The following is a 13,605-nucleotide window of genomic DNA, read 5'->3' as shown; positions in this document are numbered from 1 at the left end:
AGGGGGCGACTTCGCGCCCGTGCGTCACGCGTGCGCGGTGACCAGTCCGTCGATCGCCGGTCCCAGATAGTCCCGGGTCAGCCCGGCACGGCGGGCCGGCCAGTCCGCGCCCGTCGTCACGCCGTCCTCGCCCGCGTGCCCCTCGTACCGGCGCCGCGCGATGTCCGCCACGACCTCCTGCGGCGCCCCCAGCACGGACAGCTCGTCGAGGGCCTGGCGCTTGGAGATGAGACGGCCGTCGCGCACGGTCACCGTCGCCCGGGCGAAGGTCAGCAGCCCCAGGTCGACCCAGACGTCCTGACGCCACAGAGGGGCCTTGTCGACCGCCGGCCGCCAGAAGTCCCGCTGGTCGCGGACGACGAAGTCGCCGAGCTCGCGGTCCGGCACGGGCGGAAGGAGAGCGCGGGGCGCCTTCCCGTACAGCACCCGCCCGAAGTCCAGCAGCTCCCGACGGGTCACCGGGGTGACCGTGCGCCGGAACAACTGACCGTGCGCCCAGGTCAGGTGCCGGCGCTCCGGGTCGGCCGCCGTGTCGGGGGTGAGGTAGGAGCAGTGCAGCAGGGGCGCGAGCGGCTCGCCCCGCAGCCGGGCGTGCAGCCGGGCCAGGGCCCACAACGGTCCTGGCGTGACCGGCCCCGTCAGGACCGCGATGAGGTCCAGGTCGCTGCGGCCCTCCTGGTAGTCGCCCCCGGCGAGCGAGCCGTGGGCCCAGACGGCGACCGGCTCCAGAGCCGCGAGCCCGGTGACGAAACGGTCCAGTAAGTGTTCCGTGCGGCTGGTCATGCCCCCAGTCTCGCGATCCCGGCCCGGCCCGTACACCCCGCACGCGTCCGGTCTCTCCACCTCAGCCCAGCCCGTACACCCGGCGCGCGTTGCCCGCCGCGATCAGTCCGGCCACCCGCTGCGCGTCGCCGGGCGACCACGCGCCGTCCGCGACCCAGGCGCCGAGCACCCGGGCCAGGGCCTCACGGAACAGCCGGGCCCCGACGACGTGCAGTTCGGGCAGGCCCCGGGCGCCGCTGGAGAACAGGATCTTGCCGAAGGGGGCCAGCTCCAGGATCTCCGCGAGGATCGTCGCCGCCCGGGCGCCGGTCCGCACGAGCGCGGCGCCCGAATCGGCGTACACGTGCGGGAAGACGCCCGCGAGGTGGGCGGCATGGCGGTGGTAGGGGTAGCCGTGCAGCAGGACGAGGTCGGTGCCGAGGCCGGCCGTGGCCCGCACGAAGTCCGTCAGCAGCACCGGATCGGTGCGGTCGATGCGCGCCCCCGGCTCGCCGAGGCCCGCGTGCAGTTGCAGCGGCAGCCCCGAGGCGACGGCGATCCACAGCAGGTGCCGCAGCAGCACCGGGTCGAACAGTTCGCCGCCGACCCTGCGCGCGGCCAGCCAGCGGCTCGCCGCGCCGCGCACCTCACCCGGCCCGGGCGGCTCGGGCGCGAGGGCGAGACCGTGCCGTACCCCCGCGACGGAGGTGAACGCCACCGCGTCGGCGGCGGCTCCGTGAACCGACTCGGCGAGGTTGGCCAGGAAGGACTCGACGGTGCCGGAGGTGTCGGCGACCTGTTCGGCCAGGAGTTCCAGGCGCACGATCTCCCGCGCCTCGGCGGCGCCGGCCGAGGCGAGCTCGTCCGGTCCCGTGAGGTCGCCCGGCAGGCCCGTGTCGACCAGGTACGTGGTGATACCGCTGCCGCGCAGCAGCCGGCGGCCCGATTCCAGTACGCCCAGTTCACGACGCCGGGCGAGATAACGGGCGGGGGGCGCATGCGGTTCGAGACCGAGCAGCGGAGGGCACCAGCGGCGTACCGCGAACCCCGTCTGGGTGTCGAAGAGCGTCGTGCCCGGGGCGGGCGGGCCCTCGGTACGGGCCAGCTGGGCCTCGAACGTGCCGAGACCCAGCTCCGTTCTCAGGACGCCGTGGCAGTACTGGTCCACCAAGGACGGCGTTTCGATCATCCGGACTCCCGGGAGATGGACCACGTCGTGTTCACGGGTCCTAACGGGTCACCGGGGTGTCAGGTTGTTGCTGCTCAGTCGTTCTTCGGTCCGCCGACCTGGATCCCGGCCATCCGCGTCCACTCGTACGGGCCCGTCCTCACCTTCGCGGCGAACTCGCCGTCGAAGGCCGCGTGGACGGTGATGCCCGCCTTCCCGACGGCGCTCTCGGCGATGGCGACCGACGGGGCCACCAGGTCGCCCCAGCCGCCGTCCTCGCCGACGAGGACGATACGGGCGCCGCGCTCGCCGAGGTACGCGACCTGGCCCTCGGCGCCGCCGTGCTCCTTGGCGAAGGCGCTGATCTGCTTGGCCAGCCGGGCCGCCCTGCGCTCGGCCTTCGCGGCCCGCTTGGCGTCGGCGGTCTCGTCAACCTGCTTGGTGTCTGCCATGGCCAGGATGCTACCGACGGGTAGATCGAACGGCGACGGCCGGGGTGCGTGGCCTTGACCACGCAACCCCGGCCGTCATGCCGCGACGAGGCGTACCGGGCCGCCCCGAGGGGACCCGGCGGGCACGGGGGAACCGGCGGGACGGGCCTCAGCGCAGGAAGGGGTCCACCGCGACCGCCACGAACAGCAGCGAGACATAGGTGATCGACCAGTGGAACAGCCGCATCTCCTTCAGCTTCCCGCCCGTGGCCTCGGCCTTCGCGCGGTTCTGCAACGCGTGCGCCTCCCACAGCCACCAGCCGCCGGCCACCAGCGCGACCGAGGTGTAGAACCACCCGGTGTAGCCCAGCGGGGTCAGCAGCAGCGAGACGGCGACCATCACCCAGCTGTACAGGACGATCTGCTTGGCGACGGTCTTGTTGGAGGCGACGACCGGCAGCATCGGCACGCCCACGCGCGCGTAGTCGTCCTTGACCTTCATCGACAGCGGCCAGTAGTGCGGCGGCGTCCAGAAGAACATGACGAGGAAGAGGACGACCGGCGCCCAGGACACCGAGTCCGTCACGGCCGACCAGCCGATCAGGACCGGCATGCAGCCGGCGATGCCGCCCCACACGATGTTCTGCGAGGTACGCCGCTTGAGGATCATCGTGTAGACGACGACGTAGAAGAGGAGCGCGCCGAGGGCGAGCCAGGCGGACAGCCAGTTGACGGTCAGACCGAACAGGAGTGTGGAGACCACCGCGAGGGTGATGCCGAAGGCGAGGCATTCACGCGGGCTGACCATCCCGGTGACCAGCGGACGCTGCGAGGTGCGGTCCATCAGGGCGTCGATGTCGCGGTCGATGTACATGTTGAGCGCGTTCGCGCCGCCCGCGGACAGATAGCCGCCGAGGCAGGTGAGGACCACCAGGCCGAGGTCCGGAACGCCCTGCTGTGCCAGGAACATCACCGGGACGGTGGTGATCAGCAGCAGTTCGATGATCCGCGGCTTGGTCAGCGCCACGAACGCCTTGACCCGGGCCCCGAACGGCCGCCGGCTCGGGCTCTGACTCGCCCCGACAATCCCTACTGGACGGGATTCAACGGCCGTCACGCACACCCCTGACAGAGACTCCCAGCAAGCCTCCCCATGTGAATGCGGGGTAAAGGCTCGCGCGTACCACGCCACTGTAGACGTTGCCCATACCCGGGCATTCGCGGGGGTGGGGTCGTGTTGGACGGCGGGCGCGCAAGAGCCGGAAGGCACTCTGTTGAGCACTCGTACGAGCGGCTCCGTATTCACTTGCCGAACAGGGAACACACCAGTCGGGAGGCGGATCGCGACGACTCCCGGCACTCTGGAACGACTCGAAAAAATGCGCGTTCTGTCGGGGGTAGGCTCGACAACGGCCGGTGGGCGCCGCGTGCACCGGCATTCGACATGCGTGACATGTGGAGAGGAGCCCTGACCCAGGGTGAGCACCAAGCCGACCACCACAGACCTCGAGTGGACCGAGCTGGACCAGCGGGCGGTGGACACCGCCCGCGTCCTGGCCGCCGACGCCGTACAGAAGGTCGGCAACGGCCATCCCGGTACGGCGATGAGCCTGGCGCCTGCCGCCTACACCCTCTTCCAGAAGGTGATGCGGCACGACCCGGCGGACGCCGACTGGGTGGGCCGCGACCGCTTCGTGCTGTCCGCGGGCCACTCGTCCCTGACCCTCTACACCCAGCTGTACCTGGCCGGCTTCGGCCTGGAGCTGGACGACCTGAAGTCGTTCCGCACCTTCGGCTCGAAGACGCCGGGTCACCCGGAGTACGGCCACACCACGGGCGTCGAGACGACGACCGGCCCGCTGGGCCAGGGTGTCGCGAACGCCGTCGGCATGGCGATGGCCGCCCGCTACGAGCGCGGCCTGTTCGACCCCGAGGCCCCGGTCGGCGAGTCGCCGTTCGACCACTTCGTCTACGCGATCGCCGGTGACGGCTGCCTCCAGGAGGGCATCTCCGCGGAGGCGTCCTCGCTGGCCGGCCACCAGAAGCTCGGCAACCTGATCCTGCTGTGGGACGACAACCACATCTCGATCGAGGGCGACACCGAGACGGCCGTCTCCGAGGACACCGTTCTGCGCTACGAGGCGTACGGCTGGCACGTCCAGCGCGTCACCCCCAAGCCGGACGGCGACCTGGACCCGCACGCCCTGTACGACGCGATCGAGGCCGCGAAGCTGGTGACGGACAAGCCGTCCTTCATCGCGATGCGTTCGATCATCGCCTGGCCCGCCCCGAACGCGCAGAACACCGAGGCCGCGCACGGCTCGGCGCTCGGCGACGACGAGGTCGCGGCCACCAAGCGGGTCCTCGGCTTCGACCCGGAGAAGTCCTTCGAGGTCGCGGACGAGGTCATCGCCCACACCCGCGGGGCCCTGGAGCGCGGCCAGGCCGCCCGCGCCGTGTGGGAGAAGTCCTTCCAGCAGTGGCGGGACAACAACACCGACCGCGCCGCCGAGTACGACCGCGTCGCCGCGGGCGAGCTGCCCACCGGCTGGGAGGAGAAGCTCCCGGTCTTCGAGCCCGGCAAGGGCGTCGCCACCCGCGCCGCGTCCGGCAAGGTGCTCCAGGCGCTCGGCGCCGTCATCCCCGAGCTGTGGGGCGGCTCCGCCGACCTCGCCGGCTCGAACAACACGACGATCGACAAGACGTCGTCGTTCCTCCCCGAGGGCAACCCGCTGCCCGAGGCGAGCCCTTACGGCCGCACCGTGCACTTCGGCATCCGCGAGCACTCCATGGCCGCGGAGATGAACGGCATCGCCCTGCACGGCAACACGCGCGTCTACGGCGGCACGTTCCTCGTGTTCTCCGACTACATGCGCAACGCCGTCCGTCTGTCCGCCCTGATGCACGTGCCGGTGACGTACGTCTGGACGCACGACTCGATCGGCCTCGGCGAGGACGGACCGACGCACCAGCCGGTCGAGCACCTCGCGTCGCTGCGCGCGATCCCGGGTCTGAACATCGTCCGCCCGGCCGACGCCAACGAGACGGCGATCGCCTGGCGCGAGATCCTCAAGCGCTGGACGAAGGTCTTCGGCAAGGGCGCCCCGCACGGACTGGTCCTCACCCGACAGGGCGTGCCGACCTACGAGCCGGACGAGAACGCGGCCAAGGGCGGCTACGTCCTGTTCGAGGCCTCCACGGGGACGCCCGAGGTGATCCTCCTCGCGACCGGCTCCGAGGTGCACGTCGCCGTCGAGGCGCGCGAGCGGCTCGAAGCCGACGGTGTGCCCACGCGTGTGGTGTCCATGCCCTCCGTGGAGTGGTTCGAGGAGCAGGACCAGGGGTACCGGGACAGCGTCCTGCCCCCGTCCGTGAAGGCCCGGGTCTCGGTCGAGGCGGGTATCGGTCTCACCTGGCACAAGTACGTCGGGGACGCCGGCCGCATCGTTTCCCTGGAGCACTTCGGTGCTTCCGCCGACGGCAAGGTCCTCTTCCAGGAGTACGGCTTCACTGCCGAGAACGTGGCCGCGAAGGCCCGGGAATCCATCGCCGCCGCCCAGCGCTGACGCTCACACACGACCCGTAGGAGATGTAATTCCATGACAGACGCACTCAAGCGCCTCTCCGAAGAAGGCGTCGCGATCTGGCTGGACGACCTGTCGCGCAAGCGGATCACGTCCGGCAACCTCGCCGAACTGATCGACCAGCAGCACGTCGTGGGCGTCACCACCAATCCGTCGATCTTCCAGAAGGCGATCTCGCAGGGCGACGGCTACGACCAGCAGCTGTCGGACCTCGCGGCCCGCAAGGTCACCGTCGAAGAGGCCGTCCGCATGATCACGACGGCGGACGTCCGTGACGCCGCCGACATCCTGCGTCCGGTCTTCGACGCCACCGGCGGCCAGGACGGCCGGGTGTCCATCGAGGTGGACCCGCGCCTGGCGCACCACACCAAGCCGACGGTCGCCGAGGCCAAGCAGCTCGCGTGGCTGGTCGACCGCCCCAACACGCTGATCAAGATCCCGGCCACGATGGGCGGCCTGCCGGCCATCTCCGAGGTCATCGGCCTCGGCATCAGCGTCAACGTCACGCTGATCTTCTCGCTCGAGCGCTACCGCCAGGTCATGGACGCCTACCTGTCCGGCCTCGAGCAGGCCAAGGAGCGCGGCCTGGACCTGTCGAAGATCCACTCGGTGGCGTCCTTCTTCGTGTCCCGCGTGGACACCGAGATCGACAAGCGGCTCGACGCGCTCGGCACCGACGAGGCCAAGGCCGCCCGCGGCAAGGCCGGTCTCGCCAACGCCCGGCTCGCCTACCAGGCGTACGAGGAGGTCTTCGCCGGTGAGCGCTGGGCCGCGCTGGAGAAGGCGGGCGCCAACAAGCAGCGTCCGCTGTGGGCCTCCACCGGTGTGAAGGACCCCGCCTACAAGGACACCCTGTACGTGGACGAGCTGGTGGCGCCGAACACGGTGAACACCATGCCGGAGGCGACCCTGTTCGCCGCTGAGGACCACGGCTCGATCACCGGCAACACCATCGCCGGCACCTACGAGCAGGCCCGTGCCGACATCGACGCCGTCGAGAAGCTCGGCATCTCCTACGACGAGGTGGTCCAGCTCCTCGAGGACGAGGGCGTCGACAAGTTCGAGGCGTCCTGGAACGACCTGCTCAAGTCGACCGAGGCGGAGCTCCAGCGCCTCGCCCCCTCGGAGGGCTGAACTCTGTCGAGCAGCAACCCGCTGCGTGACCCCGCCGACCGACGGCTCCCGCGTATCGCGGGGCCGTCGGGTCTGGTCATCTTCGGCGTCACGGGCGATTTGTCGCGGAAGAAGCTCATGCCCGCCGTGTACGACCTCGCCAACCGGGGTCTGCTGCCGCCGGGCTTCTCGCTGGTCGGCTTCGCCCGCCGCGAGTGGGAGCACGAGGACTTCGCGCAGGAGGTCCACGACGCCGTCAAGGAGCACGCCCGCACGCCCTTCCGCGAGGAGGTCTGGCAGCAGCTCGTCCAGGGCATGCGCTTCGTGCAGGGCACCTTCGACGACGACGAGGCCTTCGAGCGGCTGCGCGGCACGATCGAGGAGCTCGACAAGGCGCAGGGCACGGGCGGCAACTTCGCCTTCTACCTGTCCGTGCCGCCGCGCTCCTTCCCGGTCGTCATCCAGCAGCTGAAGAAGCACGGGCTGGCCGACCAGAAGAACGGCTCCTGGCGGCGCGCGGTCATCGAGAAGCCCTTCGGTCACGACCTCGCCTCGGCCGAGGAGCTCAACAAGGTCGTCCACGAGGTCTTCGGCTCGGACCAGGTCTTCCGAATCGACCACTACCTCGGCAAGGAGACCGTCCAGAACATCCTGGCGCTCCGCTTCGCCAACACCATGTTCGAACCGATCTGGAACCGGTCCTTCGTCGACCACGTGCAGATCACCATGGCCGAGGACATCGGCATCGGCGGCCGGGCCGGCTACTACGACGGCATCGGCGCCGCCCGCGACGTCATCCAGAACCACCTGCTCCAGCTCATGGCCCTCACCGCCATGGAGGAACCCGCCTCCTTCGACGCCGACGCGCTGGCCGCCGAGAAGACCAAGGTGCTCGGCGCCGTGCGGCTGCCGAAGGACCTGGGCCGGGCCACCGTCCGCGGTCAGTACGCGGCCGGGTGGCAGGGCGGCGAGAAGGCCGTCGGCTATCTCGAAGAGGACGGCATCGACCCCAACTCGAAGACCGACACCTACGCGGCGGTGAAGCTGGAGGTCGACAACCGCCGCTGGGCGGGCGTGCCCTTCTACCTGCGCACCGGCAAGCGCCTCGGCCGCCGGGTCACCGAGATCGCGGTGGTCTTCCAGCGGGCACCGCACTCCCCCTTCGACTCCACCGCGACCGAGGAGCTCGGCGCCAACGCGATCGTCATCCGCGTCCAGCCGGACGAGGGCATCACGGTCCGCTTCGGCTCCAAGGTGCCCGGCACCTCCATGGAGATCCGGGACGTGTCGATGGACTTCGCCTACGGCGAGTCCTTCACGGAGTCCAGCCCCGAGGCGTACGAACGCCTCATCCTCGACGTGCTGCTGGGCGACTCGAACCTCTTCCCCCGCACGGAAGAGGTGGAGCTGTCCTGGAAGATCCTCGACCCGATCGAACGGTACTGGGACAAGAACGGCAAGCCCGCGCAGTACCCCTCGGGCACGTGGGGGCCGATCGAGGCCGACCAGATGCTCGAGCGAGACGGACGGAGCTGGCGCCGGCCATGAAGACAGACCTCACGGACACCACCGCCAGCAAGATCAACAAGGCATTGGTGCAGGGCAGGCGTGCGATAGGCACACCCGCCGTCGGCATGGTGCTCACCCTCGTCGTCGTCACGGACGAGGAGAACGCCTACGACGCCCTGAAGGCCGCCAACGACGCCTCGCGCGAGCACCCCTCGCGCACGCTCGTCGTCATCAAGCGCGTCTCGCGCTCCCCCCGGGGCCGCACCACGTCACGCCTGGACGCCGAGGTACGGCTGGGCGCGGACGCGGGCAGCGGCGAGACGGTGATCCTCCGGCTGTACGGCGAGGTCTCCGACCACGCCCAGTCCGTCGTGCTGCCGCTGCTGCTGCCGGACGCCCCGGTGGTGGTCTGGTGGTCGGTGGACGCTCCGCGCGACCCGGCGGGCGACCCGCTGGGCGCCCTGGGCCAGCGCCGGGTCACCGACAGCTTCGCGGCCGAGAAGCCCATCAACGAGCTGCGGGCCCGTGGCGAGAGCTACGAGCCGGGCGACACGGACCTGGCCTGGGCCCGGATCACTCCGTGGCGCTCGATGCTGGCCGCCGCGCTCGACCAGGTCAGCTGCGAGATCGTCTCCGCCGAAGTGGCGGGCGAGGAGTCCAACCCCAGCGTCGAGTTGCTCGCCATGTGGCTCGCCGACCGGCTCCATGTGCACGTCCGGCGCGCGGTCTCGGCCGGCCCGGGTCTGACGCAGGTCCGGATGGAGACGACCGGCGGCCCGATCACTCTGCACCGGTCGGACGGAGCGATGGCCACCCTGGCGCTGCCGGGCCAGCCGGACCGCGCGGTGGCGCTCAAGCGACGCGAGACGTCCGAGCTGCTCGCGGAGGAGCTGCGCAGGCTCGACCCCGACGACACGTACGCGTCCGCCCTGCGGTTCGGCGTGGACCGGCTCGGCGGGATCCAGTCGGCCGCGGAGCGGGAGGCGGAGCGGGCCGAGGCCGCCTCCCAGCCCACGCCGTCCCTCCCGGTCCGCTCGGTGCCGGACCCGGCGCCCGCGGTCCGCGACTCCGCGCCGGCTCTGCCGGCCGCCGCCCCGTCGGGCCAGGGCGACGCCGACCGGCCCACTCCGGCGCACATGCCGCCGGTCAGGAAGGCGGAGCCGCAGTGAGCACGCCCCAGTTGGTCGTGCACCGCGACAAGGAGCTGATGGCGCAGGCCGCGGCGGCCCGCCTCATCACGAAGATCGTGGACGCCCAGGCCTCCCGGGGCCAGGCGTCCGTGGTCCTCACCGGCGGCCGCAACGGCAACGGTCTGCTGGCCGCGCTGGCCGCGGCCCCCGCGCGTGACGCCGTCGACTGGTCCCGGCTCGACCTGTGGTGGGGCGACGAGCGCTTCCTGCCCGAGGGCGACCCGGAGCGCAACGTGACGCAGGCCCGTGAGGCCCTGCTGGACTCCGTCCCCGTGGACCCCGAGCGTGTGCACCCCATGCCCGCGTCCGACGGGCCCCACGGCGCCGACGTGGAGGCGGCAGCGGCCGCCTACGCCGCAGAGCTGGCCCGCGCGGCAGGACCGGAGAACCACGGCGGCGTGCCCGCCTTCGACGTCCTGATGCTGGGCGTCGGTCCGGACACCCATGTGGCCTCGCTCTTCCCGGAGCTGCCGGCCGTACGGGAGACCGAGCGGACGGTGGTCGGCGTCCGGGGCGCGCCCAAGCCCCCGCCGACCCGGGTCACCCTCACCCTTCCGGCGATCCGGGCGGCCCGTGAGGTGTGGCTGCTCGCGGCCGGCGAGGACAAGGCGCGGGCCGTGGCGATCGCCCTGTCCGGCGCGGGCGAGATCCAGGCTCCGGCGGCGGGCGCCCGTGGCCGGTCCCGCACCCTGTGGCTCCTGGACGCGGCGGCGGCCTCACAGCTGCCGAGGTCGCTGTACCCGCCGGCATCCGCCTGACGAGATCACCGCTGTGCAGAACCCGTACGGTCAACCGCCGTACGGGTTCTGTCCGTTGTGGGGCCCCGTAGGAACCGTACGGATGACGGGGCGACGGGGCGTACGGAGAGGGCGCACCCTGCTGGTACGGGTTCCCCTGAGGGCACGGCTGCCCGGGGGCCGGTGCCTACGGCTGTGCAGGGGCCGGTGCGTGCGGCGGCTGTCCGTACGGGTTGCCCTGCGGCGGCAGCTGGGGCGGCGTTCCCGCGGGCGTCGGCGCCAGGGTGGCCGGGTGGGCGCCCAGCCGGATGCCGTACCGCCGCTTGAGGCGGCGCATCTCCAGCAGCGCGAGCCCGGTGACCGTCACGGGCGCGCCCAGGATGAAGACGATGCCCAGGGTGAGGCCGAGGCCGTGCAGATCACCGGTCACGAGGTCGGGGACGGCCATCAGCCAGGTCGTCACCGTGGCGAGCAGCGGCGGCAGACAGCGGTGCACCGCCGCGGAGCCGAAGAAGTTGCCCGACAGCCGAATGGCACCGGCCACCATGAAGACGACCATCCACAGGCCCACGAGCGTGAGCAGCAGCGTCGGCACCAGCCCGAACATGTCGCTCGCCCGGAAGATCCCCACGGTCGTGAGGAGACCGCCGGCGAAGAGCAGCAGCAGCTTGAGCGAGTCGACGAGCGGCATCCTCAGCTGCCGGACGGTGCCGGTGCGCCGCCAGGCGAAGAGCATCACGCCGACCGTGAGAGGGGTGAGGAAGAAGATCACCGCGGAGGCGATCGCCGTGTTCTCCAGCATCTCCTCGAAGGCGAACCCGCCATGGACGTAGGTGTAGACACCGACGGCGGCGACCATCCCGGCGATGACCCGGCCACGCTTGAGCCGCTCCACCGTCGGATCGAGCGCGTCCGGTATCCACACCGGATGGAACACCGCCGAAGCCACCCGATAGGGCTTCAGGAAGGAGCCGACGGTCAGCGAGCCGTCGGTCCAACTCCTGCGCGCACTCGTCACGTTGGTCTCCCCCGGGAGATCGGCCTCATGATCGCCGGGGAGTCTACGGGACGCGGACGGCCACGCGCCGCCCGCCTCCCGACCGCCTCTCGTCCCTGCGGCGACCGCTAACGGCCGCGCAGCTCCCGGTACTTGGCGACCAGCGCCTCGGTGGAGGCGTCCAGCCCGGGGACCTCGGCGCCCTCGGTGAGGGCGGGTTCGACGCGCTTGGCGAGCACCTTGCCGAGCTCCACGCCCCACTGGTCGAAGGAGTCGATGTTCCACACCGCTCCCTGCACGAACACCTTGTGCTCGTAGAGCGCGACGAGCTGGCCGAGGACCGAGGGGGTCAGCTCACGCGCGAGGATCGTGGTCGTGGGGTGGTTGCCCTTGAACGTCTTGTGGGCCACCAGCTCCTCCGGCACCCCCTCCGCGCGCACCTCCTCGGGCGTCTTGCCGAAGGCCAGCGCCTGGGTCTGGGCGAAGAAGTTGGCCATGAGCAGGTCGTGCTGCGCCTTGAGTTCCGCGCTCAGCTCGTCGGCCGGTTCGGCGAAGCCGATGAAGTCCGCCGGGATGAGCTTCGTGCCCTGGTGGATGAGCTGGTAGTAGGCGTGCTGCCCGTTGGTGCCCGGCGTACCCCAGACGACCGGGCCGGTCTGCCACTCGACCGCCCTGCCGTCCCGGTCCGTGGACTTGCCGTTGGACTCCATGTCCAGCTGCTGGAGGTAGGCGGCGAACTTCGAGAGGTAGTGGCTGTAGGGCAGCACGGCGTGCGACTGGGCGTCGTGGAAGTTGCCGTACCAGATACCCAACAGGCCGAGCAGCAGGGGCACGTTGGACTCGGCGGGCGCGGTCCTGAAGTGCTCGTCGACGAGGTGGAAGCCGTCGAGCATCTCGCGGAAGCGGTCCGGCCCGATGGCGATCATCAGGGACAGGCCGATCGCCGAGTCGTAGGAGTAGCGGCCGCCGACCCAGTCCCAGAACTCGAACATGTTGGCCGTGTCGATGCCGAAGTCGGCGACCTTGGACGCGTTCGTCGACAGCGCGACGAAGTGCTTGGCGACGGCCGCCTGGTCACCGAGGGCGTTCAGCAGCCAGGTGCGGGCCGAGGTCGCGTTGGTGATGGTCTCGATGGTGGTGAACGTCTTCGAGGCGATGATGAACAGCGTCTCGGCCGGGTCCAGGTCGCGGGTGGCCTCGTGCAGGTCGGCGCCGTCCACGTTCGACACGAACCGGACCGTGAGGTCGCGGTCGGTGTAGCCGCGCAGCACCTCGTAGGCCATCGCCGGGCCCAAATCGGAGCCGCCGATGCCGATGTTGACCACGTTGCGGATACGTCGGCCGGTGTGGCCGGTCCAGGCGCCGGTGCGGACGCGTTCGGCGAAGCCGGCCATCTTGTCGAGCACGGCGTGCACCGCCGGGACGACGTTCTCCCCGTCGACCTCGATCACCGCGTCGCGCGGGGCGCGCAGGGCCGTGTGCAGTACGGCACGGTCCTCGGTGGTGTTGATCTTCTCGCCGCGGAACATGGCGTCCCGCAGGCCGAACACGTCGGCGGCGGCGGCCAGCTCGCGCAGGTGCCGCAGAGTCTCGTCGGTGACGAGGTGCTTGGAGTAGTCGATGTGCAGGTCACCGACCTGGAGCGTGTATCCGGCGCCCCGCCCGGGATCGGCGGCGAACAGCTCCCGCAGCCGCACCTCGCCGAGTTCCTCGCGGTGTTTGGCCAGAGCGGTCCACTCGGGCGTCTGGTTGAGCCTCGTACGGCCGTCTGCGTTCATGTCGGACTTCAGCCCTCTTTCCTCGACTGTCCGTGCTGTGCACGCTTGCCCCGCCGGACCCAACCTAGTTGATCAGCGCGGCACATGAGCGGACGTGCCACTGCCGTGCGGGGACACCCACAGGTACGTCCGCCTGGCCCGCGGGTATCAACGCGGCGACGGCGAGTGCGGGCAACGGCCCGTGGAGACGCAGCCCGAAGAAGGCTGAAGGGGTGTCGGCGGGACGGCGGGCGGCGAGGGCGGAGCCATGACCGAGGGGCACGGCGCGGGTGGACGCCGCACGTGCGGGAAACAGGTCCGGCCAGGCACCCTCGGGTACCCGGCCGGTCTCGGTCG

11 protein-coding genes are annotated in these 13,605 nt (G+C 71.0%); 5 read left to right on the top strand and 6 right to left on the bottom strand.

Going from position 1 to position 13,605, the window contains the following annotated elements:
* Positions 1-24 precede the first annotated feature (24 nt).
* The 4 genes from OHS71_RS30960 to OHS71_RS30945 all read right to left on the bottom strand — a co-directional run bounded on the left by OHS71_RS30960 (position 25) and on the right by OHS71_RS30945 (position 3,484).
* Positions 25-783 (bottom strand): nucleotidyltransferase domain-containing protein, encoded by a 759-nt coding sequence (locus tag OHS71_RS30960; RefSeq protein ID WP_328482617.1) that lies wholly within the window; start codon positions 781-783, stop codon positions 25-27.
* Between the two features lie 61 nt (positions 784-844).
* A complete protein-coding gene (locus OHS71_RS30955) occupies positions 845-1,951 on the bottom strand; it encodes an amidohydrolase family protein (protein WP_328482616.1) in 1,107 nt (368 codons plus the stop codon).
* Positions 1,952-2,025: 74 nt separating this feature from the next.
* Positions 2,026-2,382, bottom strand: a complete 357-nt coding sequence (locus OHS71_RS30950; RefSeq protein WP_328482615.1) for a hypothetical protein — start codon at positions 2,380-2,382, stop codon at positions 2,026-2,028.
* A gap of 148 nt (positions 2,383-2,530) precedes the next feature.
* A complete protein-coding gene (locus tag OHS71_RS30945) occupies positions 2,531-3,484 on the bottom strand; it encodes a heme o synthase (protein WP_328482614.1) in 954 nt (317 codons plus the stop codon).
* 355 nt (positions 3,485-3,839) lie between these two features.
* On the opposite strand from OHS71_RS30945, the gene tkt reads away from it, so the two are divergent.
* Genes tkt through pgl form a run of 5 tightly spaced genes read left to right on the top strand, consistent with a single transcriptional unit; the run spans position 3,840 to position 10,515 of the window.
* Complete coding sequence (gene tkt, locus OHS71_RS30940; protein ID WP_328482613.1) at positions 3,840-5,927, top strand: transketolase; 2,088 nt, start codon at positions 3,840-3,842, stop codon at positions 5,925-5,927.
* Positions 5,928-5,960: 33 nt separating this feature from the next.
* Positions 5,961-7,079 carry a transaldolase gene (gene tal / locus OHS71_RS30935; protein WP_328482612.1) on the top strand — a complete coding sequence of 373 codons (1,119 nt, stop codon included), beginning with the start codon at positions 5,961-5,963 and terminating at the stop codon, positions 7,077-7,079.
* Positions 7,080-7,082: 3 nt separating this feature from the next.
* Positions 7,083-8,606, top strand: a complete 1,524-nt coding sequence (zwf, locus tag OHS71_RS30930) for a glucose-6-phosphate dehydrogenase (protein ID WP_328484698.1) — start codon at positions 7,083-7,085, stop codon at positions 8,604-8,606.
* Positions 8,603-9,736 carry a glucose-6-phosphate dehydrogenase assembly protein OpcA gene (opcA, locus tag OHS71_RS30925; protein ID WP_328482611.1) on the top strand — a complete coding sequence of 378 codons (1,134 nt, stop codon included), beginning with the start codon at positions 8,603-8,605 and terminating at the stop codon, positions 9,734-9,736. Before zwf ends, opcA begins: the two co-directional genes overlap by 4 nt.
* Positions 9,733-10,515: a 6-phosphogluconolactonase gene (gene pgl, locus OHS71_RS30920; RefSeq protein WP_328482610.1), complete on the top strand. Its 783-nt coding sequence runs from the start codon at positions 9,733-9,735 to the stop codon at positions 10,513-10,515. Before opcA ends, pgl begins: the two co-directional genes overlap by 4 nt.
* A gap of 166 nt (positions 10,516-10,681) precedes the next feature.
* Here the strand turns inward: pgl and OHS71_RS30915 are convergent, their stop codons facing one another.
* The gene (locus tag OHS71_RS30915) at positions 10,682-11,512 is read right to left on the bottom strand and encodes a hypothetical protein (RefSeq protein WP_328482609.1); all 831 of its coding nucleotides are present in this window, start codon (positions 11,510-11,512) and stop codon (positions 10,682-10,684) included.
* Between the two features lie 107 nt (positions 11,513-11,619).
* Positions 11,620-13,269, bottom strand: a complete 1,650-nt coding sequence (pgi, locus tag OHS71_RS30910; protein ID WP_328482608.1) for a glucose-6-phosphate isomerase — start codon at positions 13,267-13,269, stop codon at positions 11,620-11,622.
* Positions 13,270-13,605: the final 336 nt, after the last annotated feature.

Source organism: Streptomyces sp. NBC_00377 (assembly GCF_036075115.1).
In the GTDB taxonomy this organism is placed as follows: Bacteria; Actinomycetota; Actinomycetes; order Streptomycetales; family Streptomycetaceae; genus Streptomyces.
This window is presented reverse-complemented; position numbering and strand designations above follow the sequence as displayed.